General features: G+C 25.1%; 23 protein-coding genes and 1 tRNA gene. 17 read left to right on the top strand and 7 right to left on the bottom strand.

Annotation, left to right across the window (positions count from 1 at the left end; all coding sequences use genetic code 11):
• Positions 1 to 4: 4 nt before the first annotated feature.
• The 13 genes from atpF to ilvA all read left to right on the top strand — a co-directional run bounded on the left by atpF (position 5) and on the right by ilvA (position 14090).
• On the top strand, positions 5 to 493 hold the full coding sequence (atpF, locus tag H0H50_RS00370; protein ID WP_185867207.1) for a F0F1 ATP synthase subunit B: 489 nt from the start codon (positions 5 to 7) through the stop codon (positions 491 to 493).
• Positions 494 to 513: 20 nt separating this feature from the next.
• Entirely contained in the window at positions 514 to 1053 is a 540-nt protein-coding gene (atpH, locus tag H0H50_RS00375; RefSeq protein WP_185867208.1) for an ATP synthase F1 subunit delta, read from the top strand.
• Between the two features lie 20 nt (positions 1054 to 1073).
• The gene (gene atpA / locus H0H50_RS00380) at positions 1074 to 2654 is read left to right on the top strand and encodes a F0F1 ATP synthase subunit alpha (protein ID WP_185867209.1); all 1581 of its coding nucleotides are present in this window, start codon (positions 1074 to 1076) and stop codon (positions 2652 to 2654) included.
• Between the two features lie 14 nt (positions 2655 to 2668).
• Positions 2669 to 3541, top strand: a complete 873-nt coding sequence (gene atpG, locus H0H50_RS00385; RefSeq protein WP_185867210.1) for an ATP synthase F1 subunit gamma — start codon at positions 2669 to 2671, stop codon at positions 3539 to 3541.
• 22 nt (positions 3542 to 3563) lie between these two features.
• Complete coding sequence (trpS, locus tag H0H50_RS00390) at positions 3564 to 4553, top strand: tryptophan--tRNA ligase (protein ID WP_185867211.1); 990 nt, start codon at positions 3564 to 3566, stop codon at positions 4551 to 4553.
• Between the two features lie 85 nt (positions 4554 to 4638).
• The gene (locus H0H50_RS00395) at positions 4639 to 5208 is read left to right on the top strand and encodes a nucleotide exchange factor GrpE (RefSeq protein WP_185867212.1); all 570 of its coding nucleotides are present in this window, start codon (positions 4639 to 4641) and stop codon (positions 5206 to 5208) included.
• A gap of 14 nt (positions 5209 to 5222) precedes the next feature.
• Complete coding sequence (gene dnaJ, locus H0H50_RS00400) at positions 5223 to 6341, top strand: molecular chaperone DnaJ (RefSeq protein WP_185867213.1); 1119 nt, start codon at positions 5223 to 5225, stop codon at positions 6339 to 6341.
• Positions 6342 to 6496: 155 nt separating this feature from the next.
• Entirely contained in the window at positions 6497 to 7723 is a 1227-nt protein-coding gene (mnmA, locus tag H0H50_RS00405) for a tRNA 2-thiouridine(34) synthase MnmA (protein ID WP_185867214.1), read from the top strand.
• A 260-nt stretch (positions 7724 to 7983) separates the two neighbouring features.
• A complete protein-coding gene (gene ilvD / locus H0H50_RS00410) occupies positions 7984 to 9669 on the top strand; it encodes a dihydroxy-acid dehydratase (protein WP_185867215.1) in 1686 nt (561 codons plus the stop codon).
• Positions 9670 to 9675: 6 nt separating this feature from the next.
• Positions 9676 to 11370, top strand: a complete 1695-nt coding sequence (ilvB, locus tag H0H50_RS00415) for a biosynthetic-type acetolactate synthase large subunit (RefSeq protein ID WP_185867216.1) — start codon at positions 9676 to 9678, stop codon at positions 11368 to 11370.
• A 19-nt stretch (positions 11371 to 11389) separates the two neighbouring features.
• The gene (locus H0H50_RS00420) at positions 11390 to 11701 is read left to right on the top strand and encodes an acetolactate synthase (protein WP_185867217.1); all 312 of its coding nucleotides are present in this window, start codon (positions 11390 to 11392) and stop codon (positions 11699 to 11701) included.
• A 38-nt stretch (positions 11702 to 11739) separates the two neighbouring features.
• Positions 11740 to 12795, top strand: coding sequence for a ketol-acid reductoisomerase (gene ilvC, locus H0H50_RS00425; RefSeq protein WP_185867218.1), 1056 nt, complete (start codon positions 11740 to 11742; stop codon positions 12793 to 12795).
• 26 nt (positions 12796 to 12821) lie between these two features.
• Positions 12822 to 14090, top strand: coding sequence for a threonine ammonia-lyase (gene ilvA, locus H0H50_RS00430; RefSeq protein ID WP_185867219.1), 1269 nt, complete (start codon positions 12822 to 12824; stop codon positions 14088 to 14090).
• A gap of 18 nt (positions 14091 to 14108) precedes the next feature.
• Here the strand turns inward: ilvA and H0H50_RS00435 are convergent.
• Positions 14109 to 14194: transfer RNA gene (locus tag H0H50_RS00435), tRNA-Leu, on the bottom strand.
• 140 nt (positions 14195 to 14334) lie between these two features.
• On the opposite strand from H0H50_RS00435, the gene dapB reads away from it, so the two are divergent.
• Together dapB and lepB are read left to right on the top strand one after the other, a co-directional pair.
• Positions 14335 to 15045: a 4-hydroxy-tetrahydrodipicolinate reductase gene (gene dapB / locus H0H50_RS00440; RefSeq protein WP_185867220.1), complete on the top strand. Its 711-nt coding sequence runs from the start codon at positions 14335 to 14337 to the stop codon at positions 15043 to 15045.
• Between the two features lie 5 nt (positions 15046 to 15050).
• Entirely contained in the window at positions 15051 to 16532 is a 1482-nt protein-coding gene (lepB, locus tag H0H50_RS00445) for a signal peptidase I (protein WP_185867221.1), read from the top strand.
• Between the two features lie 2 nt (positions 16533 to 16534).
• Here lepB and H0H50_RS00450 read toward each other — a convergent pair whose 3' ends face one another.
• The 6 genes from H0H50_RS00450 to mutY form a co-directional block, all read right to left on the bottom strand.
• Positions 16535 to 17239: a rhomboid family intramembrane serine protease gene (locus H0H50_RS00450; RefSeq protein WP_185867222.1), complete on the bottom strand. Its 705-nt coding sequence runs from the start codon at positions 17237 to 17239 to the stop codon at positions 16535 to 16537.
• Positions 17236 to 18981: a DNA mismatch repair endonuclease MutL gene (mutL, locus tag H0H50_RS00455; protein ID WP_185867223.1), complete on the bottom strand. Its 1746-nt coding sequence runs from the start codon at positions 18979 to 18981 to the stop codon at positions 17236 to 17238. Before mutL ends, H0H50_RS00450 begins: the two co-directional genes overlap by 4 nt.
• The gene (gene ribH, locus H0H50_RS00460) at positions 18978 to 19466 is read right to left on the bottom strand and encodes a 6,7-dimethyl-8-ribityllumazine synthase (protein ID WP_185867224.1); all 489 of its coding nucleotides are present in this window, start codon (positions 19464 to 19466) and stop codon (positions 18978 to 18980) included. Before ribH ends, mutL begins: the two co-directional genes overlap by 4 nt.
• 9 nt (positions 19467 to 19475) lie before the next feature.
• Complete coding sequence (locus H0H50_RS00465; RefSeq protein WP_185867225.1) at positions 19476 to 20090, bottom strand: tetratricopeptide repeat protein; 615 nt, start codon at positions 20088 to 20090, stop codon at positions 19476 to 19478.
• 61 nt (positions 20091 to 20151) lie between these two features.
• Entirely contained in the window at positions 20152 to 21480 is a 1329-nt protein-coding gene (gene gldE / locus H0H50_RS00470) for a gliding motility-associated protein GldE (RefSeq protein WP_185867226.1), read from the bottom strand.
• A gap of 94 nt (positions 21481 to 21574) precedes the next feature.
• Positions 21575 to 22624 carry an A/G-specific adenine glycosylase gene (gene mutY / locus H0H50_RS00475; RefSeq protein ID WP_185867227.1) on the bottom strand — a complete coding sequence of 350 codons (1050 nt, stop codon included), beginning with the start codon at positions 22622 to 22624 and terminating at the stop codon, positions 21575 to 21577.
• Between the two features lie 82 nt (positions 22625 to 22706).
• Between mutY and H0H50_RS00480 the strand changes: the two genes are divergently transcribed.
• Positions 22707 to 23000 carry an HU family DNA-binding protein gene (locus tag H0H50_RS00480; protein WP_185867228.1) on the top strand — a complete coding sequence of 98 codons (294 nt, stop codon included), beginning with the start codon at positions 22707 to 22709 and terminating at the stop codon, positions 22998 to 23000.
• A 162-nt stretch (positions 23001 to 23162) separates the two neighbouring features.
• Positions 23163 to 24710, top strand: a complete 1548-nt coding sequence (locus H0H50_RS00485) for an Rne/Rng family ribonuclease (RefSeq protein WP_185867229.1) — start codon at positions 23163 to 23165, stop codon at positions 24708 to 24710.
• Positions 24711 to 24727 lie beyond the last annotated feature (17 nt).

Here is a 24727-nt window from a genome sequence, read left to right on the forward strand (position 1 = left end):
TTAAATGGATTTAATTACACCTTCTATTGGATTAATTGTTTGGCAATCAATAATATTTATATTTCTTATTTTTTTTCTTTCAAAATTTGCTTGGAAACCAATCATGAATTTTATTGATCAAAGAGAAGAAGAAATTAAAATATCTATTGAAAAAGCTGATCAAGTGAAAAAAGAGTTAAAATATATAGAAGATAAAAAAAATCAAATTTTAAAGGAAACTCGTGTGAAAAGAGACATGATTTTGAAAGAAGCTATTCAAATAAAAGAAAAAATAAAATCGAAAGCTAGAGAAGAAGGAATGATAGAAAAGATCAAAATTATAGAAGAAACAAGAAAAAATCTTCAAAAAGAAAAAGAAATTGCAATTTCTAAATTAAAAAATAAAATAGGAAATATTTCTATTCAGATAGCAGAAAAAATATTAAAAAAAGAATTATATCAAAACGATAAACAAAATAAATTTATAAAAGAATTAGTAGAAAAATTATCTTAATTTTATTGAATTGGATAAAAATGTTTTCATATAAAAAAATAATTCAACATTATGCTAGAGTTCTTTTTGAGTATTCTATTATGAATATGAGGAATCATGAAGTTTTTTACCATAAGATAAAAAAAATATCTTTATTTTTTAATAAAAATCTAGATATAGGTAAAATTATTAGTACTCCTTTATTAAACTCTGAAAAAAAAATAAAAATATTTAAAAAAATATTTTTTACTTTTGATGTTTTGCTTTTTCAATTTATTAAACTTTTAATTCTAAAAAAGAGAGAAACTTTTTTACAAGAAATTTTTTTAGAATATCAAAAAATATACGAAGAAAATCAAAAAGGATTTATAAAATCTATTATTACTTCTGCTATTCCTTTGAATAAGGATATACAAGAAATAATTGCAAAAAAAATAATAACTAACAAAAAAAAATTTCATATCATTAATAAAATTGATCAATCTATTATTGGAGGTTTTATATTTCGTGTAGGATATAAAGAATGGAATTTTAGTGTTCAGAAACAGTTGTTCAGTATTAAAAAAATATTTCAAAATTAAATAAAAGTTTTTATTTTCATATGTCAGATTTAAAATATTCTGAAATATCATCAATTCTGAAAAAAGAATTATCAAATTTTCAATTTGAATCAAAATTATCTGAAACTGGTGTGATTGTTCAAATGGGAGATGGAGTTGTGAGATCTTTCGGATTAAATTCCGCTTTTTACGGAGAATTAGTAGAATTCCATGATGAAACAAAAGGTATGGTTTTGAATCTTGAAGAAGATCATGTAAGCATTGTTTTACTTAGTCCATCAAAAAATTTGAAAGAAGGGGATATAGTAAGAAGAACAGGAAAAATATTTTCTATTAAAGTAGGAGAAAGTATGTTAGGTCGTGTTGTAGATATATTAGGAAATCCTATAGATGGAAAAGGTCCTATAGAAGGAAAATTATTTGAAATGCCTTTGGAAAGAAAAGCTCCAGGTGTTATTTACAGAGAACCTATTAAAGAACCTATTCAAACAGGTATAAAATTTATAGATTCTATGATTCCCATAGGAAAAGGACAAAGAGAATTAATTATTGGAGATAGACAAACTGGGAAAACAACTATAGCTATTGATACTATTATAAATCAAAAAAGATTTTTTGAAATAAATAAGCCAGTTTATTGCATTTATGTAGCTATTAGTCAGAAAGGTTCTACAATAGCAAGAATTTCAAAAATTTTACAAGAAAAGGGAGCCATGTCTTACACAATTATAGTTTGTGCAAATTCTTCGGATCCAGCTTCAATGCAAGTTTTCGCCCCATTTTCTGGAACAGCTATAGGAGAATATTTTAGAGACACAGGTAGGTCTTCTTTAGTTGTATATGATGATCTTTCAAAACAAGCGGTTTCTTACAGAGAAATTTCTCTATTATTACGACGTCCACCTGGTAGAGAAGCCTATCCAGGAGATGTTTTTTATTTACATTCTCGTCTTTTAGAAAGATCAGCTAAAATTATAACTGATCAGAAAATGGCTGAAAAAATGAATGATATACCATTTTCTATTAGAAAACAAATCAAAGGAGGAGGGTCTTTAACTGCATTGCCAATTATTGAAACTCAATCTGGAGATATATCTTCTTACATTCCTACTAATGTTATTTCCATTACAGATGGTCAAATTTTTTTAGAAAAAGATTTATTCCATTCTGGAATTCGTCCTGCAATTAATGAAAGTATATCTGTTTCTCGTGTTGGAGGATCTGCACAAATTAAATCTATGAGAAAAATATCTGGAACTCTAAAATTAGAACAAGCTCAATTTAAAGAATTAGAATCTTTCTCTAAATTTGGTTCTGAATTAGATAGATCTACTATGAACATTTTGAGAAAAGGAAGAATTAACATAGAAATATTAAAACAACCTCCTCATACACCCTATGATATAGCAGATCAAATCGCTATTATTTATGCTGGGACTAAAAATCTTCTTAAAAAAATACCTATTGATAAAATTTCAGATTTTGAAACAAAATATCTTTTTTATTTAAAAGAAAAACATGAAAATGTCTTAACTTCTTTAAGAAGTGGAATTTTGGATGAAAAAATATCTGATATATTAGAAACAGTAGCTTTAGAATTAAGTGATCAATATGTTTCTTAAATTTTTTTTATCATATGTCTAATCCAAAAGAAATCAAAAGAAGGATATTATCTATAGAATCCGTTATAAAAACTACAGAAGCTATGAAAATGGTTTCTATAGTAAAATTACGTAAAATAAAAGATCAGCTTACGCAAGCAAAAGTTTATTTAGATTATATAGAAACAGTTTTTTTAGATCTTGTATTTACAGAATATGAAAATATTTTAAATAATAATCAATATTTTGCAGAGAAAGGAAAAATTAAATTATTTATTGTATTTACTTCTGATCGTGGTTTATGTGGTTCTTTTAATTCTTTAATTTTTGAAAAAATTAATCATTTTTTTCAAAAAAAAGAATATTTACATAATGAGTGTGTATTTTTTGCTATTGGAAAAAAAGGATTCGATTTTTTATGTAATAAATATAATATGTACAACAAAAGTTGGATTAGTAACAATTTATCGAATCAAAAAATACAATATTTGGGATCAGAGTTCATTTTAGATTTTTTAAGAAAAAAAATTTCTTCAATTTATTTAATATATAATCATTTAAAAAAATCCTTATTTCAAGAAGTAATAATAGAAAAGTTTCTTCCAATTACTGATAAAAATTTTAAAAGAAAAAGGTCAGAAATTTTATATATTTTAGAACCTTCTCAAAAAAAAATATTGAATATACTAATTCCAAAATTTTTAGATGCGAAATTATTAAAAATTTTTTTAGAATCCACTATGTCAGAACATACATCTCGTATGATATCTATGCATAAAGCTACGGAAAATGCATATAATATTAAACAGGATTTAATGTTAAATTATAATAAAGAGAGACAAACTACCATTACTAAAGAAATCCTTGAAATTATTAGCGGATTAGAATCTTTAAGTAAAAAAAAATAGAAAAAGAATTTCAATTATTATTATGGAAAAAATGTTAACAGGAATTAGAAGCACAGGGATTCCTCATTTAGGTAATATTTTGGGCGTTATTATTCCGTCTATATCCATAGCTAATAAAAAAGCAAAACATTCTTCATTTATATTTATAGCGGATTTACATTCTATGGTTCAAATAGAAAATATAAAAATAATAAAAAATAACACTTATCAAATAGCTGCTGCATGGTTAGCCTTTGGATTAGATATAGATAATTGTTTATTTTATAGACAATCTGATGTTTCATACGTTACTGAATTAGCCTGGTATTTCAATTGTTTCTACCCATACCAAAGACTTGCATTATCACATGCTTTTAAAAAAAATAAAATGAAAGAAATAGAAAAAATAAGTGTGGGTTTATTTACTTATCCTATTTTAATGGCTGCTGATATTTTACTTTACAATGCAAAAATTATTCCCGTAGGAAAAGATCAATTACAACATATAGAAATAGCTCGTCGTATAGCTTATTTTTTCAATAAAAAAATAGGAAAAAAATTATTTGTATTACCTAATGCTTTTTTACAAAAAAAAAATATGTTTGTTCTAGGAACAGACGGAAAGAAAATGAGTAAATCTCAAAAAAATTATATCAATATTTTTTCTTCAGATGAAGTTTTGAAAAAACAAATAATGAGTATCCGTACAGATAGTAAATCTGTAGAAGAAAAGAAAGATCCTGAAACAGATTATATCATGTCTTTATACAGTTTGATTGCTCCTTTAGAAAAGATAGAAATTATGAAAAAAAGATATTTAAAAGGAGGATATGGATATTTTGAGGCTAAAGTTGCATTATACGAATATATTATTCATAAATTTTCATCGGAAAGAAAAAAATTTTTTTCTTTTATGAAAAATAAGCCTTTATTAGATCATATTTTAGCTTTAGGTGCTAAAAAAGCAAAGAGTATAGCTCATGAGAGATTAAATTGGATTAGAAAACATTTGAAATTCAATTCTATAGATTGATTTTGAGAATGTCATAATGACATAATTATAATTTTTGGCAAATCTTTTGCTAAAAAATACATAGAATTATAATATTTTTTATATTATGAATATCAATCAAAAAAACACTGAAAAACAGTCAGAATCATCTAATGATATATATGATGAAAGATCATCCTGTAAAGAAGAAATACATGATTCATCAGAAATAGAAATAAAAAAAGAAATCGAATTTCTTAGAAAAGAATTAGAAAAAGAAAAAGATAAATTTTTGCGTCTTTTTGCAGAATTTGAAAATTATAAAAAACGTATTCAAAAAGAAAGATTTGATATTTTTATAAATGTTCATGAAAAAATTCTTATAGATTTAATTCCAATTTTGGATGATTTTGAACGAGGTATCAAAGAATTAAAAAAATCTAAAGATGAATATCTTGTGAAAGGAGTTTTTTTGATACAGGAAAAACTTATTAAAATTTTAAAAGAAAAAGGATTAAATAAAATAAAAATAAAAAAAGGAGATGATTTTAACACGGATTTTCATGAAGCTATAACACAAATTCCAGCTATGACAGAAGATTTAAAAGGAAAGATTATAGAAACCATAGAAAATGGATATATTCTAAAAGGAAAAGTGATACGACATGCTAAAGTCATTACCGGAAAAAATAATTAATAATTTTTATCTTCATGATGAAAAAAGATTATTACGAAGTACTAGGAGTTTCTAGAAATGCTTCTCCAGAAGAAATTAAAAAAGCTTATCGAAAATTAGCAATAAAATATCATCCAGATAAGAATTTAGATAATAAAAAAAAAGCAGAAGAAAAATTTAAAGAAGCGGCTGAAGCTTATGAAGTTTTAAGCAATTCAGAAAAAAGACAACGTTATGATAAATTTGGACATTCTGGAATAAAAGGAAGTGGATCGGGTTCAGGAATGAACATGGAAGATATTTTTGCAAATTTTGGAGATATTTTCGCTGATGCATTTGGGGAAGGATTTTCTAGTTTTGGATTTGGAAGATCAAGCAGACATAAAACTATTAAAGGAAGTGATTTAAGAATCAGAGTAAAACTTTCATTAGAAGAAATAGCTAATGGAGTAGAAAAAAAAGTTAAAGTTAAAAGACTTAAAGTAGCCAAAGGAACACAATTTAAAGATTGTATATCTTGTAATGGAACAGGTCAAATAATACGAGTTACCAATACTATTTTAGGAAGAATGCAAACGACTTCTCAATGTGGTATGTGTTCTGGAACTGGAAAAATTATTGAAAATATTCCTTATGGAGCTAATAAACATGGATTAATTAAAGAAGAAGAGTTAGTGAATATTAAAATTCCCGCAGGTCTTACGGAAGGAATTCAATTGAAAGTTTCTGAAAAAGGAAATGAAGCCCCATTTGGAGGAATTCCTGGTGATTTGATTGTGTTAATTGAGGAAATTACTCATTCTAAACTAAAAAGAGAGGGGATTAATCTTCATTATGATTTGTACATATCATTTCCAGATGCAATATTAGGAGCGTTAAAAGAAGTGCCTACTATTAATGGAAAAGCAAGAATAAAAATAGATCCAGGAACACAATCAGGAAAGACACTTAGATTAAAAAACAAAGGATTGCCTAATCTTGAAGGATATGGATACGGAAGTCTCTTAATCCATGTTAATGTTTGGACACCAAAAAAAATTAATGAAGAACAAAGAAAATTTTTTGAAAAAATGAGAAAAAATGAAAATTTTCTTCCTCATCCTGGTAATTCAGAAAAATCGTTTTTTGATCGTGTAAGAGAGATGTTTTCTTAATTTATAAGATCAATTTTTATTGATTGATTCTACTTTTTTTTTTTTTATTAAGAATTTTTTATTGCGTTATTTCATTCTATTTTGATTGATTTTAATATGATTATGATCACTTATTCATATCATATGAATTAAATTAAACAAATTTATGAACTTTTATGCAAAAAGTAGTAGTTGGACTTTCAGGTGGAGTAGATTCAAGTGTTGCTGCATTAATTCTTAAAAAAAAGGGTTATGAAGTTATTGGCTTGTTTATGCATAATTGGGAAGAGGAAAATTCTAATCAATATCAATGTACTTGGAAAGAAGATAGTATTGATGCTATGTTAGTATCCAAACAGTTAAATATACCCTTTCAAGTAATTGAAATGAAAAATGAATACAAAAAACATGTAATAAATTATATGTTTGACGAATATAGATTAGGAAAAACCCCTAATCCAGACATTTTATGTAATAAAAAAATAAAATTTAACATTTTTTTGAAAAAAGCTCTTGATTTAGGAGCGGATTTTATTGCTACAGGACATTATGTTAATAAAGAAAAAATTGTCAAAAATAGAAAAACAATTTATCGTCTTTTAATTGGAAAAGACCTTAATAAAGATCAATCATATTTCTTATGTCAATTAACGCAATATCAATTGAAAAAATCTTTATTTCCATTAGGTTCGCTAACTAAAAATCAAGTTAGAAAAATTGCAGAAATGCATAAATTATGGAACGCTTATAAAAAAGAATCTCAAGGTTTATGTTTTGTAGGAAAAATTAATTTGCCAAAATTTTTGAAAAAAAGAATTTTTCCAAAAAAAGGAGAAATAGTTTACATTAATTCTAATGCTTCAATATATCAAGAAAAAAAAATTTTTCCTTCTAAAGAAGAAGAATTATTTTTTTTATCAAGAAAAAAAAAATACAAAAAATCAGATGGGAAAATAATTGGATATCATCAAGGAGCTTATTATTTTACTAAAGGTCAACGTAAGGGAATAGCATTAGGAGGTTACAAAGAGGCTCTTTTTGTGATAGATACTGATGTAGAAGAAAATATTGTTTATATAGGTATGGGGAAAAAACATCCAGGATTGTATAGAAAATCTTTATTTATTCAGGAAAAGAATATTCATTGGATACGGGAAGATCTTACTCTTTTTGAAGGAGAAAAAATGAATGTGTTTTGTAGAATTCGTTACAGACAACCGTTACAAAAATCAAAATTATATAAAACAAAAAAAGGAATGTTTATTGAGTTTGATAACATGCAGTGTGCTATTACGGAAGGACAATTTGCAGTTTGGTATATTGGAAAAGAATTGATAGGATCAGGAGTAATTGCTATCATTTCATATTTTATATTTTTTTCAAAAATTGAATATATTTTATAAGTATAAAATTTCGTTTTTTTTAATTTAAATAATTTCTTATTGCAAACTTTATAATATATTCATTAATTAGTCAAAAATTAATAATATTATAAAAATAAATACCTAAAAACCGCTTTTATATAATCTATTTTTTTCATATTTTTGCATATTATATAATTTATAATTTGTCTAGTTTTTTTTATAAAACTATTCAAGTTTGGTGTTATTTTTTATCCCTACTTGATAGATTAGTAGGGCTTTTTGATTTATTAAAATATTTCATGAAAAAAAGAATTAACGATTTTAGCAAAAAAATCACAAAGGAACCTAATTTGCCAGCGGCACATGCTATGTTATATGCCACAGGAATGAAAGAATCAGATTTTTGTAAGGCTCAGATAGGAATAGTAAGTAATTGGTACGAAGGAAATCCTTGTAACATGCATTTAGATCAATTGGCTAAAAAAATAAAATCATCGGTTATAACTAAAAATTTAGTAGGATTTCAATTTACTACTATAGGAGTAAGTGATGGAATTACTATGGGAACATCAGGAATGAGATATTCACTTCCTTCTAGAGAACTTATAGCAGATAGTATAGAAACTGTAGTGGATTCTCATCATTATGATGGAGTAATAGCCATCCCTGGATGTGACAAAAATATACCAGGGGTTATGATTGCTCTGCTTAGATTAAATAGACCATCCATCATTGTATATGGAGGAAGTATTTCTTCCGGTTATTATAATGGAAAAAAATTAGATGTAGTATCTTCTTTTGAAGCTTTAGGTAAAAAAAATACCTGTAAAATTACTGAAAATGAATATAAAAATATAATAAAACATTCTTGTCCAGGACCAGGGGCTTGTGGAGGTATGTATACAGCCAATACTATGGCTTCTGCTTTAGAAGTTATGGGAATGATGCTTCCTTATTCTTCATCTTCTCCCTCAACAAGTGAAAATAAAAAGATGGAATGTAAAGAGGTTTCTATATACATTAAAAATCTGTTGAAAAAAAAAATAAAACCAAAAGATATAGTCACAAAAACTTCTATAAAAAATGGAGTGAAATTAGCTATGTGTTTAGGAGGTTCTACAAATCTAGTTTTACATTTCTTAGCTATTGCTAAATCAGCAAATATTGATTTTTCTTTAAAAGATTTTCAAAAAATTAGCAATAAAGTTCCTCTTATTGGAAATCTAAAACCTAGTGGAGTTTTCTTAATGGAGGATATTCATATGTATATAGGAGGAATGCCTGTCATTATAAAATATTTATTGAATGAAGGAATATTATCAGGAGATTGTTTAACCGTTACTGGTAAAACATTATCTGAAAATATGAAAAATATTCCCAATATAACTTTTAATCAAAAAATTATTCATTCTTTAGATAATCCCATAAAGAAAAACGGACATATTAGAATTTTGTATGGAAATTTATCCCCCGAAGGAGCTATAGCTAAAATTACAGGAAAAGAAGGAACAATTTTTAGGGGAAAGGCAAATGTTTTTAATTCAGAAGAAGAAGCAAATCAAGCTATTTTAAATAATAAAATTTTACCTGGAGTTGTCATTGTTATTCGATATGTAGGTCCAATAGGAGGTCCAGGAATGCCAGAAATGTTAAAACCCACATCATACATTATGGGATCCGGATTAGGAAAAAAAGTAGCTCTTATTACAGATGGTAGATTTTCAGGAGGATCACATGGTTTTGTTGTAGGACATATTTCTCCAGAAGCACAATCTGGAGGATTAATTGCTCTAGTAAAAAATGATGATTTCATTAAAATAGATACGGAAAATAATACCATTACTCTTGAAGTAGAAAATGAAGAAATACAAAAAAGGAGGAAATCATGGATTCCCCCTTTATTAAAAATTCAAAAAGGATATTTATATAAATATACAAAAATGGTATCTCCAGCTTCTGAAGGATGCATTACAGATCAATTTTAGTTGTGTATGGAAAAAAAGTTATTCTATGGATCAGAAATAGTAATAAAAGCACTTTTATATGAAGAGGTAGAATATATATTTGGATATCCAGGTGGTGCTATTATGCCTATATATGATTCTTTACACGATTATTTAAATTCTATTTCGCATATTCTCATGCGTCACGAACAAGGATCTATTCATGCAGCACAAGGATACGCTAGAGCATCTGGAAAGATTGGGGTTTGTTTTACCACTTCAGGTCCAGGAGCTACTAATTTGATTACTGGATTGGCAGATGCTTTGATAGATAGTACTCCTATTGTTTGTATTACTGGACAAGTTTCTTCTCATTTATTAGGAACTGATGCTTTTCAAGAAACAAATATTATAGATATTTCTATTCCTGTAACTAAATGGAATATTCAAGTATTAAAAGCTAAAGATATTTGTAAATCAATTCAAAAAGGATTTTTTATAGCTAAAAAAGGAAGACCAGGACCTGTATTAATAGATATTACTAAAGATGCTCAGTTTCAAAAAACTGTATTTCACTATACACGTTGCGAATATATGAAAAATTTTCATCCGTATCCTTGTATAGAAAACAAAAGAATAATAGAAGCTGCAAATTTAATAAATTCGGCAGTAAGACCTTTGATTCTTGTAGGTCAAGGGATAATTTTAGCTGAAGCAGAAGAAGAGTTCAAAAATTTTGTTGAAAAAACTGGTATCCCGGTAGCTAGCACACTATTAGGATTAGGAGCACTGAATAGTAATCATCATTTATATGTAGGTATGTTAGGAATGCATGGAAATTATGCTCCCAATATTTTAACTAATCAATGTGATATTCTCATTGCAATAGGGATGCGATTTGACGATCGTGTAACTGGAGATGTTAAAAAATATGCTAAAAAAGCTAAAATTATTCATTTAGAAATAGATTCTTCAGAAATAAATAAAAATATTTCATGTCATATACCAATTTTAGGAGATTGTAAAGCATCTTTAAAAAAATTGATTTCTTATGTTAATAAATCTATTCATCAAGAATGGATTGATAAATTTTTTCATCTTAAAAAAAAAGAAAAAGACATTGTAATACAAAGAGATCTAAATCCAAAAAAAAAGGGGATTACTATGGGTGAAGTGATCAAGTGGATCAATCTATACAAACAAAAAAATGCAATTCTTGTGACGGACGTAGGACAACATCAAATGATTGCTTCAAGATATTTCAATTTTACCTGCAAAAAAAGTCAAATAACTTCTGGCGGCTTAGGAACTATGGGATTTGCTTTACCAGCTTCTATAGGGGCTAAATTAGGTGCCAAAGATAGGCAAGTTCTTTGCGTTGTAGGAGATGGAGGGATCCAAATGACAATACAAGAAATGGGGACTATTTTACAAAATAATATTCCCGTAAAAATTATATTATTAAATAATAATTTTTTGGGAATGGTACGTCAGTGGCAACAACTTTTTTTTGATAAACGTTATTCATGTACAGAATTAGTTAATCCAGATTTTATAAAATTAGCTAATGCTTATAACATTAAAGCAAAAAAAGTGAAGAAAAGAGAAGAATTAAAAGAATCAGTAAAAAAAGCATTAAATCATGAAAAAGCTTTTTTATTAGAAATTGTAATAGAAAAAGAAGATAATGTTTTTCCTATGATTCCTGCAGGAGCAGCTGTAGATGAAATTCGTTTAACATAATTAATAAATATATAACTCTATGAAGCAACAATTCAGAATAATAATTTTAGGAGAAAAAGAAACAAGATTATTAAGTAGAATACTTATTATATTAAATCGAAGAAATATAAAAACTAATCATATTAATGTATCTAGTAATAATGATAATGAAGCAATCAATAATGTTCAATATGTTCTCGATTTAGAATGTAAAGAAGATGAATTATTTAAAATCAAAAAATTAATAGAAAAGTTAGTTGGAATTATTCATGTTTACTATTCTAAACTAGAAGAAGAAAATTCCATAAAAAATCCATGGAAAAAAATGGATTTACCACTAGCGACATATTAAATTAATCAATTTAAACAATTAAATAAAAATTATAAAATATGAAAATTAAATTTGGATCTATAGAAGAAACTATTATTACGAGAGATGAATTTCCATTATCTAAAGCTAGAGAAATTTTAAAAAAAGAAACTATTTCTATATTAGGTTATGGAGTTCAAGGGCCTGGACAATCTATGAACTTAAGAGATAATGGATTTAAAGTGATAGTAGGACAAAGAAAACATTCTTCTTCTTGGAAAAAAGCGTTAAAAGACGGATGGATAGAAAATGTAAATCTTTTTTCTTTGGAAGAAGCTTCTGAAAGAGGAACTATACTCATGTATTTATTATCAGATGCAGGACAAATATCTTTTTGGCCTACTCTTAATAAATATTTAACTACAGGAAAATCTTTATATTTTTCACATGGATTTGGATTAACTTTTTGTGATCAAACAAAAATATTTCCTCCTAAAAATATAGATATTTTTTTAGTAGCTCCCAAAGGATCAGGGACCAGTTTAAGAAAACTTTTTAAACAAGGAAAAGGAATTAATTCTAGTTATGCTATTTATCAGGATTATAGTGGAAATAGTTTAGAAAAAACTTTGTCAATTGGAATTGGAATAGGTTCTGGATATTTATTTGAAACAAATTTTAAAAATGAAGTCTATTCTGATTTAGTAGGAGAAAGAGGAACTTTAATGGGAGCAATACAAGGTATTTTTGCTGCGCAATATCAAATATTAAGAGAAAAAGGACATTCTCCTTCAGAATCTTTTAACGAAACTGTAGAAGAATTAACTCAAAGTTTAATGCCACTAGTATCGGAAAAAGGAATGGATTGGATGTATGCTAATTGTTCTACGACTGCGCAAAGAGGAGCTTTAGATTGGTGGAAAAAATTTAGAGATGCTACTTTTCCAATATTTCAAGAATTATATCATGAAGTTTATTCTGGAAACGAAGCAAAAAGAATTATAAAAGCTAATAGTGATATAAATTATAGAGAAAAATTACAAAAAGAATTGCAAAATCTTAAAAAAAGTGAATTGTGGAAAGTAGGATCCATCATTCGTAATCTTAGACCGGAAGAAAAAGATAAAAACCAATAATATTTACTCATTTTATTTTTAAAATATTGAAAAATAAGTTTAAAGGATATTTTCCTTCTTACAAAGAAATAATTAAAGCCAAAAATATCTTAAAAGATATCATTTATGAAACTCCATTACAGAAAAATTATCTTTTATCAGAAAAATATAAAGCTAATGTTTTTCTGAAAAGAGAAGACTTGCAAATCATACGTTCATACAAAATTAGAGGAGCTTATAATAAAATAAAAAGTTTATCTCATACAGAACAACTTAAAAAAGGAATTATTTGTGCTAGCGCAGGGAATCATGCACAAGGAGTTGCTTATTCTTGTAACATATTAAAAATACCTGGAAAAATCTACATGCCCAGCACTACACCTAAACAAAAAGTAGAAAGAGTCAAAATGTTTGGAAAAGAATATATTGAAATTATTCTTATAGGAGATACTTTTGATGCAGTTAGTTATGAAGCAATGAAAGATTGTAAAAAAAATGCAAAAATTTTTATTCATCCTTTTGATGATATTAAAATTATTGAAGGACAAGCTACGGTTGGATTAGAAATCCTACAACAATCTGTTTTGGATATAGATTATATTTTTATTCCTATTGGGGGAGGAGGATTAGCTTCTGGTGTGGGTAGTCATTTTCAAGAGTTTAGTTCTAAAACTAAAATTATAGGAGTAGAACCTCAAGGGGCTCCATCTATGAGTTATTCTTTAAAAAAAGGTAAAATTGTTGAGTTAAAAACAATAGATAGATTTATTGATGGAGCTTCAGTAAAAAAAGTAGGAGAATTAAATTTTAATATATGCAATCAAATATTATTTGATATAAGAACTGTTCCAGAGGGAAAAGTTTGCACAACAATTTTAGATTTGTACAATTTAGAAGCTATTGTAGCAGAACCAGCTGGAGCTCTTTCAATAGCGGCTTTAGATTTTTATTCTGATGAAATAAAGGGAAAAACTATCGTATGTATTCTAAGTGGAGGAAATAATGACATTACCAGAACGGAAGAAATAAGAGAAAGATCTCTTTTGTATGAAGAAAAAAAGCATTATTTTATTGTCAAATTTCCTCAAAGAGCTGGCGCTTTAAAAGAATTTGTTAATAATATTTTAGGGCCAAAAGACGACATTGCTTATTTTGAATACTCTAAGAAAACTTCTAAAGAAGAAGGCCCAGCAGTAATAGGAATAGAATTAGCAGATAAAAACGAATTTTCCGGATTGATAGGAAGAATGAAAAAACATAAAGTTCATTTTCAATATTTGAATAAAAATCCAGATTTATTTCGTATTCTGATATAAATAAATTTCTATATTTTGTACCCACGACTGGATTTGAACCAGCACATCCTATATCGGATACCACCCCCTCAAAGTGGCGTGTCTACCATTTTCACCACGTGGGCTTTTCTAATCCTGATTATCATTACTGTTCTTTCATATCTATCTGTTCAAAGATAGAACTTCTTTATATTTCATCAAAAAAAAATATAAGTTATCTTTGAATGATGAATTCTATTTCAATCATAAACATAAAATAAATAATATGAATATAGCAATAATAGGATATGGAAAAATGGGAAAATCTATAGAAAAAATAGCAAAAATTAGAAACCATAAAATTTCATTATGTTATGATGAAACTCCTACTCTACATTTATTAAATAATTCAAATTCAGATGTAGCAATAGAATTTAGTCAACCTCATTCTGCATTTAACAATGTAAAAATTTGTATAGAAAATAATATTCCTGTAGTGAGTGGAACTACAGGATGGCTAGAAAAATTTGAAATCATTCAAAAAATATGTAAAGAAAAAAATGGATCTTTTTTGTATTCTTCTAATTTTAGTATTGGAATGAATATTTTATTCGAAATTAATAAAAAATTATCAAAACTATTATCTTTCTATTCTGAAGATTATGAAGTAACAATAGAAGAAATTCATCACAAAGAAAAAATGGATAAACCTAGTGGAACTGCACTCTCTTTGGCAAAAGATATAATTCATAATAAAATGAAGAAAACATGGATTTTGGATGAAAAAAAAACAAAAAATCAGATCTTAATTTTATCAAAAAGATTCAAGAATGTGACAGGAATACATATCGTAAAATATGAATCTAAAATAGAGGATATCAAAATTCAACACAATGCACATAGTAGAGAAGGGTTTGCTTTGGGTGCTGTTATTGCAGCAGAATGGATTCAAAATAAAAAAGGTATTTTTTCTATGAAAGAGGTTTTAGGAATATAAAATCTATGCTACAATATTTTATTTTTAGTGGTATTTTTTTATTTCTTGAACATATTATTCATGTTTTAGGAACATGGAAATTTTATAAAAAATTGGGGGTAGAATATTGGAAAATTTTTATTCCTATATATAATATTTTCATTCTTTTAAAAATTTATAAAAGATCTATATGGTGGATTTTTCTATTACTTATTCCATTAACTAGCATAATATTGATTTTTATTTTATGGATGGATCTAATTTATACTTTTTTAAAAAAAACAAAAAAAAATATTATTTTATTTTTTTTATCTGCAGGTTTATATATTTATTACATAAATTATTTTAAAAAAATACAATTATCGAGAATAGATAATATAAAAAAAAAAGAAAATAATAGAGGAATTTTATTAGCTGTTATTTTTTCTTTTATAACTCATACTTATATAATTCAACCTTTTGTCATTCCTACTTCTTCTATGGAAAGAACTTTATTAGTCGGAGATTTTATATTAGTTAGTAAAATTCATTATGGATTACGAATGCCTATATCTCCTATTTCCATCCCTTTCACGCATAATAATATTATTGGAAATATAAAATCTTATATTTCCATTTTTCAATGGCCTTATTTTCGTCTTCCATCTATACAATCTGTGCAAAGAAATGATATAGTCGTTTTTAATTTTCCTAAAGATTCTAATCATAAAATAATAGATCGAAAAGATCATTATGTTAAACGTTGTGTAGGTTTACCTGGAGATTTAATTTCTATTAGAAAAGGAATTTTATTTGTTAACCATAAAAAAGAAAAATATTTTTTGGAAAAACAACAAGCTTATTTTATTAAAACGGTGAATATTCCTTTAAATATAGAATATATTAAAAATAAAATGGATATAGAAGATATTGAATATATTGGAGAAAAAAATGATGAATATTTTTATCAAATTATGTTAAACAAAAAAAAAGCAACTCAGATAAAAAATTTATTCGAAAATATAGTTTTTATAAAAGAGTATATTCTTCCTATTGATTTTAAGGAAGATTGTATAACTCCTAATTATTATGGTTGGAATAGGGATTTTTTTGGTCCATTACACATACCTAAAAAAGGAGAATTCATTAGATTAAGTTTAAAAAATATTCATATTTACAATGATATTTTTACTTATGAAAAAGCTAAAAAATCTGATATAGATTCAAATATAGATTCAAAAAAATATTACAAAGTAAAAAATAATTATTATTTTATGATGGGAGATAATAGGCATAATTCATCTGATTCTCGACATTGGGGTTTTGTTCCAGAAGATCATATAGTAGGAAAACCTATATTTATATGGATGAGTATTGATTGGAATAGAAAAAGTCCTTTGAATATATTTTTTTGGAAATTTCGTTGGGATCGTATTATGAGAACAGTAAATGGAAAATATTCTTATTTATCTTTATTTTCTTTATTGTCATTTATATATTTGACCTCTTTTTTATTTAAAAGCGAATAAACTCAATAAAAAGTATTTCTTTCATTTTTTATAAAAAAACTTACTATAAAATAACCAGATAAAATACCACCAATATGAGCAAAATGTGCAACTCCAGGCGCTAAATTAAAAATAGCTGAAGCCAAACTTCCAAAAATAAAAATTACAAGTGCTTTTCTAACTGCTATTGGAAAAGGAAAAGGTAAAATAAAAATTTTATGTTCTGGAAAAAATTTAGCAAAAGCTCCTACTATTCCACTTACGGCTCCAGAAGCTCCCATCATAGGAGAATACATAGAACTATAAAGATTTATTTTTTGTTCTTCATTTAAATAATCTAACGTTTTTTTAGCTTGTGAAAAATCTAAAGTTTGAACAAAATAATATAACACCCCGGTATTAAATATGATCTGAAATAATGCAGCTAAAATACCTGATAAAAAATATATAATTATAAATTTTTTTACTCCCAAAAGAGTTTCTATTTGTCCTCCAAACATAAATAAAGCTAACATATTAAAAATTATATGTAAAAAAAGCCGTTTGGAATGTACAAACATATGAGTCAAAATTTGATATAATTCAAATCGTTCATCTAAAGGATGATATAAAGAAAGGATACTTTCTATTTTGTATTGTGAAAAAACAAAAATAGCTGTATATACAAGTATATTAATACTAATTAAATGTTTTACAGCATCTGAATTGAAATTTGTATAAAAATTCACTTTTTAAAAAAATTTTTGTTTAAAACAAAAAATACAGGATCTCCTGAATATGTATAATTTGGATTATGACAAGAAAATAAATCTTTAATTATACATTCCATTCTTTCAGAATATAATTTTGTCCCGTATTTTATGGATGCGGATTTTGATATAATTTGAATAAGTTTTTTTTTATTATTTTTTTCTCCTTTAATAAAATCATATGTTATAATATTTTGAATAACTTCAATCAACATATTTTGATGTATATTTTCAGGAACAGAATATAAATAAACTGATTCGTTACAAATATATAAATGAAATCCAAAATCTATCAAATCGTTTTTAATATTATTCAAAGAAATGAATTCTCTATTCAAAAGTTTAACTTCTATGGGAAAAATAAATTGTTGGCTTAACAAATTTTTTTTCCTTAAAAAAAACTCAAATAATATATTTTGATGTGCTCTATGTTGATCTACTAATATCATATACTCATTATTCAATACAAAAATTATGTATTTTCTATTAATCTGAAGAGTTTTTATTTCTATTTTACGAGAAATATAATAACATAGTTCATTTGTTAATTGAAAATTATTTTTAAATGTCAATGTATCAGAATCAGATTCATTAATTTTCTGAAACCAATTTTCTAATTGAAAAATTTTTTCTTTATTATAAAGTTTATCATAAAAACTACTTAATAAATAATCTTTTTTAAGTGATTTACAAGATAAAAAAACATCATAGTTTTTCAATTCTTTGCTTTTTACTTTATATTGAAAAAATAGAATATTTTTAATTTCTTGTTGAATCATTTTACCAATAATCTCTTCTTCTTCTAATTTTACTTCTTTTTTTGTTGGATGTATATTCCAATTGACTAAACTAGAATCTATAGAAATAAAAATAAAATAAGAAGCTGTTTTAAAATCTTTCAAAAAACCATCATAGGCATGAATAATTTTTTTATGTAAAAATAAATGCGTAACACAACGTTGATTGACCAATAAAAATTGATCTCCTTTTTTAATAGAAACATCTGGAACACTAACAAATCCTTCTACAAGAATTCTATTTTTTTTTATAAAAATGGGAACTAAATTTTTTTTTTTATTTTTAAAAATTTCTTGTATTCTTTCTATTAAAGAAGCTTTTTTAAAAAAAAAAATAATTTTATCATTATGATAAAAACGATATGTTATATTTCTGTGTGCTAAAACTATTTTATAAAATTCATGAATAATATGTTGATATTCTATTTTAGAGGATTTCAAAAATTGTCTTCTGACAGGAAGTTTATAAAAAATATTTTTTACCGAAATTCTTGTTCCTTGAAGCATATTTAAAGGAATTTTTTTTTTTATTTTTCCTTCTTCTACAAAAAGTTGAATTCCTACAATATTTTCTTTATTTTTAGTTTGTATTTCTAATTGAGAAATAAGTGCTATAGAAGCTAAAGCTTCTCCTCTAAATCCTTTTGTTTTAATCTGGAAAAGATCATCAGTTTTTTTAATTTTAGAAGTAGCATGTCTTTGAATACTTATTTTAGCATCATGAATACTCATTCCTATTCCATCATCTATTAATTGAATCAATGTTTTTCCTGAATCTTTTATAAAAATATCAATCATTTTTGCGTTTGCATCTATTGCATTTTCTAAAAGTTCTCTTAAAACAGAAGAAGGACGTTGTATGACCTCTCCTGCAGCTATTTGCTGAATAACTTTTTCAGGTAAAAATTGAATAACATTTTTCATTTTATAGATTTTTTAAATAAAGACATATATATAGCTGTTCTGGCACATTCTATTCCCTTATTTCCATTTTTTCCGCCTGATCGATCAAAAGATTGTTGTTGATTTCTATCAGAAAGAACACAAAATATAACAGGTACATCATATATTATGTTAATATCTTTAATTCCATGCGAAATAGCTTGACATAAATATTCAAAATGAGGTGTTTCTCCTTGTATTAGGGATCCTATTACAATGATTGAATCAAAGTTATAATAATGAGCTATTTTTTTAGAAGAATAAATTAATTCATAACTTCCAGGAACTTCCCAAGTTTGAATTTGTTCTTTTAACACCCCTGATTGAATTAAAGTATCATAAGCACCTTTATATAATCTACTCGTAATTTCTCTATTCCATAAAGAAACTATAATAGCAAATTTTAAATTTGCATTTTTTATTTTTTTTTTATCTAATGAATAAGAATAAGCAGGATCTATTTTCATACATATAATTTATAACTTGTTTTCAATAAACATAAGATATTTTTCAACATTTTTTTTATACAAAAACAAAGGATATTTTTTATCTATTTTTTTTAGAAAATATTTAGAATCTTTATATTTTTTCATAGAAAAATTTAACAATCCGGCTTTATAATAATAAAGAGGTGTTGTGATTTCATTATCTCTTATATTTGCTGCTATAACATAATTTTTTAAAGCCTCCTTTTTATTTTTTATTTGAATAAAAGCATCGCCTATCATTCCGTATTTTATAGAAGATAAAAATTCGTCTTTTGCGTAAAAACTTTTCATGATTTTTATGGATTCTTTGTAATAACCTAATTTATAATAGCAAATTCCTGCATAAAATTTAGAAATATTTCCTGCTTTAGTAAAAGGATATTTAGAAGCTATCCCTGAAAATCCTAAATAATTTATTTTAATATTTTTTCTATTTAAGGCTTTATTTATATCTCCCATAGAAAGATATTGTTGAGCATAATTCAATTCTTTCATTGCTTTTTCTTCTGAAGGATATAAAAAAAATTTTTTTAAAAAAAAATATGTACCAGCAGTTACTATGATTAAAAATATAATAGAAACAAAAATCATGTTTTTTTTCATGATATTCATTTTATGTTATAAATTAAAAAACTATAATGTTACATAAATTTAATTTTTTTTTCTAATTCATTTTTTTTCTTATAACTTCTATAGTCCTGATTCTTTTATGATCAATACTTCTTATAATAAAAGAATAATTTAAAAAATTTATTTCCTGTTTTTTTTTGGGAAATTTTTTACTTATTTCCATAATAAATCCTCCTAAAGTATCTGCATCTCCTTTTTTATTTTCAAAAAAAACTTCTTCTTTAATATCCATAATACGATAGAAATTAATTAAAGATGTTTTTCCATCAAATAAATAATTATTTTTATTTAGTTTAGAATAAGTCATGTCTTCTTCATCAAATTCATCAATAATATCTCCTACTATTTCCTCTATCACATCTTCAAGAGTAACTAAACCACATGTTCCTCCATATTCATCTACTACAATAGCTAAATGTATTTTTCTTTTTTTAAAATCGTTCAAAAGATCATCTATCTTTTTTTTTTCTGGAACAAAAAAAGGAGTATGAATTAGTCTATTCCATTTAAAATTTATGTCATAAATAAACGGAAGTAGATCTTTAGCAAAAAGAACTCCTTCTATATCATCAATACTATCTTTATACACAGGAATGCGAGAATATCCTTGATTCCGAACTAATTCTAAAACAGAAGAAAAATTTACTTTACTGTTTAAAGCAAACATATCTATTCTTGGAGTCATAATTTGATGAGTCTCTGTATTTCCAAAATCAACAATTCTTTGTAAAAATTGACGTTCTTTCACATTTTTTTGATTTTTAGATGTGATTTTCAAAGCCTTCGAAAGCTGATCTACAGAAATAATATTTTTTTTCTTTATTATTTTTCTTTCTATAGATTTTGAAATAAAGATTATAATCTTACTGACTGGATCTAATATTTTGCTAAGAATCATTAAGGGTCTTGCCATGAAAATAGCGAAACGTAAATTATTTTTACTAGCATAGATTTTAGGGATAATTTCTCCAAATAAAAGTAAAATAAAAGTAAGAACAATCACTTCTAAAAGGAAATTAATAGGGATATGAAATTGGTTATAAATAATTAAATATTTGTTTTGTAAAAATTCTGTTATTAAATAAGAACTTAATATGACTATTCCAATATTAGAAAAATTATTAGATATTAATATTGTTGCTAAGAGTTTTTTCTTATCTCTAAGAATTTGAAACACTATATTTCCTTTATAAGAGTTTTTTTTTCTTTCTCTATCAAGAGTTTTTTTTTCGATACAAAAAAAAGCAGTTTCTGATCCAGATATTAATGCAGAAAATAATAACAGTATTATTATCAATGCAAAATAAAAAACTAAATATAAAGTTTTTTCCAAAAAAATATTCGTCGAAGATTCTTTTTCCAATAGATTAAATTTTGATAATAATTTTTAGAAAAAAAATATGATAAAAAATGGATCTTAAATTCATATTAGATTAGGGATCATCAAAAAATAAAAACTAAATCATTTTTTTATGTTTTAAAAATAAGATAATAGGACGAGGAAAAGGATAGACTCCTATTTGATTATGTGGTATAAAAAAAAATTTTTGAAAAAATATATTTTTATTTAAATCTTGTAAAATTTCACAATTAAAAAATCGAATTGATAAAATTTGATGAGTGAGTTTATGTTCTATTTTATAAATTAAAGTTTTATAAACAATTATTCTAAATTTTTCCCAAACTGTATCTATTATTTCATTAATTAAAAGATTGTTTTTCGATTCTATTAAAGGAAAATCATAAAGGCCCTTCCAGATATCTTTACTTGATCTTTTATTTATACAAATATTATTATTACGATCGCATATGAAAAGATAATAAAAAAATCTATGTCTTATAAATTTATTTATTTTTTTTACAGGTAATTTATATACAGTTTTATTTTGAATGGAAAAGCAAGAATCTTTAATAGGACATAATAAACATTTAGTATTTTTTGGAGTACATAAAATAGAACCTAAATCCATAATTGCTTGATTAAAAATTCCTGGTTGTTCAAAATCCATTATTTTTGAAACAATAACTCTAAACATATTTTTTGTAGCAGTGGATGTGATATCATTGTAAATTCCAAAATATCTAGAAAAAACTCTGAAAGCATTTCCATCAATAGCGGGGATTATTTCCTTAAAACATATAGAAGCCACAGCAGCCCCTGTATATGGACCTATTCCTTTATATTTTATTAATTCTTTATATTTTTTTGGAAAAAATTTTTTATCATTTTTTAATTTTTTAGCAAAAAAATGTAAGTTCTTGGCTCTAGAATAGTAACCTAACCCTTCCCATTCTTTCAACACATCTTTTTCTTCTGCTTGAGCTAATTTTTCTAAACTTGGAAATTTTTTGATAAAGTTTAGATAATACTTTATGATTTGTGAAACTCTTGTTTGTTGCAACATAAATTCTGAAACCAATATATAATATGGATTTTTGGTTTCTCTCCAAGGAAGTTTTCTTTTATTTTTTTCGTACCAATTTATTATTTTTTTAGAAAAATCCATATATCTTTAATTTTAGAGCAATTTTATAAAAAATTGGTATATTTAGGAAACCAAATTTTGTTATTCGATATAATGATTTAACATGACAAAAGCAGATATAATAACAGAAATCATATCAGAAACTGGATCTGAGAGAATTAATACGCAAAAGGTTATAGAAACATTTATGAAAAAAATTAAACAAAGTTTAACATCAGGAGAAAATGTTTATTTAAGAGGATTTGGGTCATTTATTATTAAATACCGAGCGAAAAAACTTGGACGTCATATATCCAAAGATATGTCTATTGTAATTCCTGCGCATAATATACCAGCATTTAAACCTGCAAAATCTTTTACAGAATTAGTGAAAAAAAATGTTCCTATAAAAAAATAAAATGGGAATATAGAATCATATCATTACTAAATGAAAATTATGCCAAACGGAAAAAAAAGAAAAAGACGTAAAATCGCTACCCATAAAAGAAAAAAAAGAAATAGGAAAAATAGACATAAAAAGAAATAATAATTTTTAAAACTTTTTTCCTTGTTTTTGTGTATGTGTAAAGAGTTAATTATAAATGCAGAAGAACAAGAAGTTAAGATAGCTCTTTTGGAAGCAGGAAAGTTACGGGAGCTTCATAGAGATGTTTTTGATAGAAAATTCTCTGTAGGAGATATTTATTTAGGAATAGTTAAAAAAATTTTATATGGATTAAATGCTGCGATCATAGATATAGGACATTCAAAAGGTGCTTTTTTACATTATGATGATGTAGGATTTCAAACCAATCAAATACTAGATTTTATATATAAAAATCACATAAAAGTAAAAAAAAAGTCTTTTATTAATGATTTTGAAAATAAAGAAAAAGAAAATTCTATAGATCATATATTGCATATTGGACAAAAAATATTGGTTCAAATTTCAAAAGAACCTATTTCTAATAAAGGACTAAAACTTACTACAAAAATTTGTATTCCAGGGAGGAATTTAGTACTTATACCTTTTTCAGAAAAAATTTCTATTTCTAAAAAAATAAAAAACATAAAAGAAAGAAGTAGATTAATTTCTTATATAAAAGAAATAATACCCAATGAATTTGGTATTATTATTCGTACAGCTGCTGATAATGAAATAGAAGAAGTATTGAATAAAGAACTAATTTTTTTAATTAAAAAATGGAAAAAAACATTAAATAATTTAATAAAACTTTTTCCTCCAGTTCGGGTATTAAGTGAAAACAGTAAAACTTATTGTATATTAAGAGATATATTTAATGACGATTTTAAATCTATTTATTGTAATAACAGTTTTCTTTGCCGAGAAATTCATTCATATTTATCTATAATTGCTCCAGAAAAAACCAATATCATTAAATATTATAAAGGAAATATTCCCATATTTGAAAAATATGGAATAGAAAAGCAAATACAAATTTTTTTAGGTAAAAATGTCCCTCTTGATAACGGAGCATATCTTATCATAGAACATACTGAAGCTTTACATGTCATAGATGTTAATAGTGGAATGAGTAATCACATGATGAAGAACTGTACGGAATCAGAAAGAATTGATAATATTTTAAAAATAAATCTATTAGCGGCTACTGAAATAGCAAGACAGCTTAGATTGAGAGATATGGGAGGTATCATTGTAGTGGATTTTATAGATATGTCTGATTCCATGCAAAAAAAACAATTATATGAACATCTAAAAGATAAAATGAAAAATGATAGAGCAAAACATCAAATTTTACCTCCCAATAAATTTGGTCTAGTTCAATTTACTCGTCATAGAGTCAGACCTGAATTAAAAAAAATGAATATAGATAATAAAAAATCGAAAAATTATCCTGAAAATTATATTCATCATTTAGAATTTGTTATAGAAACTATTATAAAAAATCACAAAGGAATTCAATTACATACTCATTCTTTTGTTTCAGCTTATTTAAAAAAAGGATTCCCTTCTATTCAACAAAAATGGTTATTAAAATATAAAAAATGGATTAAAATAATTCCAAGAGATTCATTTAAATACACAGAATATCAAATTCTAAATAAAAATAACGAAATAGTATCATCTTCTTTTTATTTTCATTAAAATTTATTATAAATTTC

It is taken from the genome of Blattabacterium cuenoti (assembly GCF_014252015.1).
In the GTDB taxonomy this organism is placed as follows: domain Bacteria; phylum Bacteroidota; class Bacteroidia; order Flavobacteriales; family Blattabacteriaceae; genus Blattabacterium; species Blattabacterium cuenoti_U.

Bases quoted from the DNA above. Each gene is read 5' to 3' on its own strand.
- atpF (WP_185867207.1), top strand. From the start codon at position 5: ATGGATTTAATTACACCTTCTATTGGATTAATTGTTTGGCAATCAATA.
- atpH (WP_185867208.1), top strand. From the start codon at position 514: ATGTTTTCATATAAAAAAATAATTCAACATTATGCTAGAGTTCTTTTT.
- atpA (WP_185867209.1), top strand. From the start codon at position 1,074: ATGTCAGATTTAAAATATTCTGAAATATCATCAATTCTGAAAAAAGAA.
- atpG (WP_185867210.1), top strand. From the start codon at position 2,669: ATGTCTAATCCAAAAGAAATCAAAAGAAGGATATTATCTATAGAATCC.
- trpS (WP_185867211.1), top strand. From the start codon at position 3,564: ATGGAAAAAATGTTAACAGGAATTAGAAGCACAGGGATTCCTCATTTA.
- H0H50_RS00395 (WP_185867212.1), top strand. From the start codon at position 4,639: ATGAATATCAATCAAAAAAACACTGAAAAACAGTCAGAATCATCTAAT.
- dnaJ (WP_185867213.1), top strand. From the start codon at position 5,223: ATGATGAAAAAAGATTATTACGAAGTACTAGGAGTTTCTAGAAATGCT.
- mnmA (WP_185867214.1), top strand. From the start codon at position 6,497: ATGCAAAAAGTAGTAGTTGGACTTTCAGGTGGAGTAGATTCAAGTGTT.
- ilvD (WP_185867215.1), top strand. From the start codon at position 7,984: ATGAAAAAAAGAATTAACGATTTTAGCAAAAAAATCACAAAGGAACCT.
- ilvB (WP_185867216.1), top strand. From the start codon at position 9,676: ATGGAAAAAAAGTTATTCTATGGATCAGAAATAGTAATAAAAGCACTT.
- H0H50_RS00420 (WP_185867217.1), top strand. From the start codon at position 11,390: ATGAAGCAACAATTCAGAATAATAATTTTAGGAGAAAAAGAAACAAGA.
- ilvC (WP_185867218.1), top strand. From the start codon at position 11,740: ATGAAAATTAAATTTGGATCTATAGAAGAAACTATTATTACGAGAGAT.
- dapB (WP_185867220.1), top strand. From the start codon at position 14,335: ATGAATATAGCAATAATAGGATATGGAAAAATGGGAAAATCTATAGAA.
- lepB (WP_185867221.1), top strand. From the start codon at position 15,051: ATGCTACAATATTTTATTTTTAGTGGTATTTTTTTATTTCTTGAACAT.
- mutL (WP_185867223.1), bottom strand. From the start codon at position 18,981: ATGAAAAATGTTATTCAATTTTTACCTGAAAAAGTTATTCAGCAAATA.
- ribH (WP_185867224.1), bottom strand. From the start codon at position 19,466: ATGAAAATAGATCCTGCTTATTCTTATTCATTAGATAAAAAAAAAATA.
- H0H50_RS00465 (WP_185867225.1), bottom strand. From the start codon at position 20,090: ATGAAAAAAAACATGATTTTTGTTTCTATTATATTTTTAATCATAGTA.
- mutY (WP_185867227.1), bottom strand. From the start codon at position 22,624: ATGGATTTTTCTAAAAAAATAATAAATTGGTACGAAAAAAATAAAAGA.
- H0H50_RS00480 (WP_185867228.1), top strand. From the start codon at position 22,707: ATGACAAAAGCAGATATAATAACAGAAATCATATCAGAAACTGGATCT.
- H0H50_RS00485 (WP_185867229.1), top strand. From the start codon at position 23,163: ATGTGTAAAGAGTTAATTATAAATGCAGAAGAACAAGAAGTTAAGATA.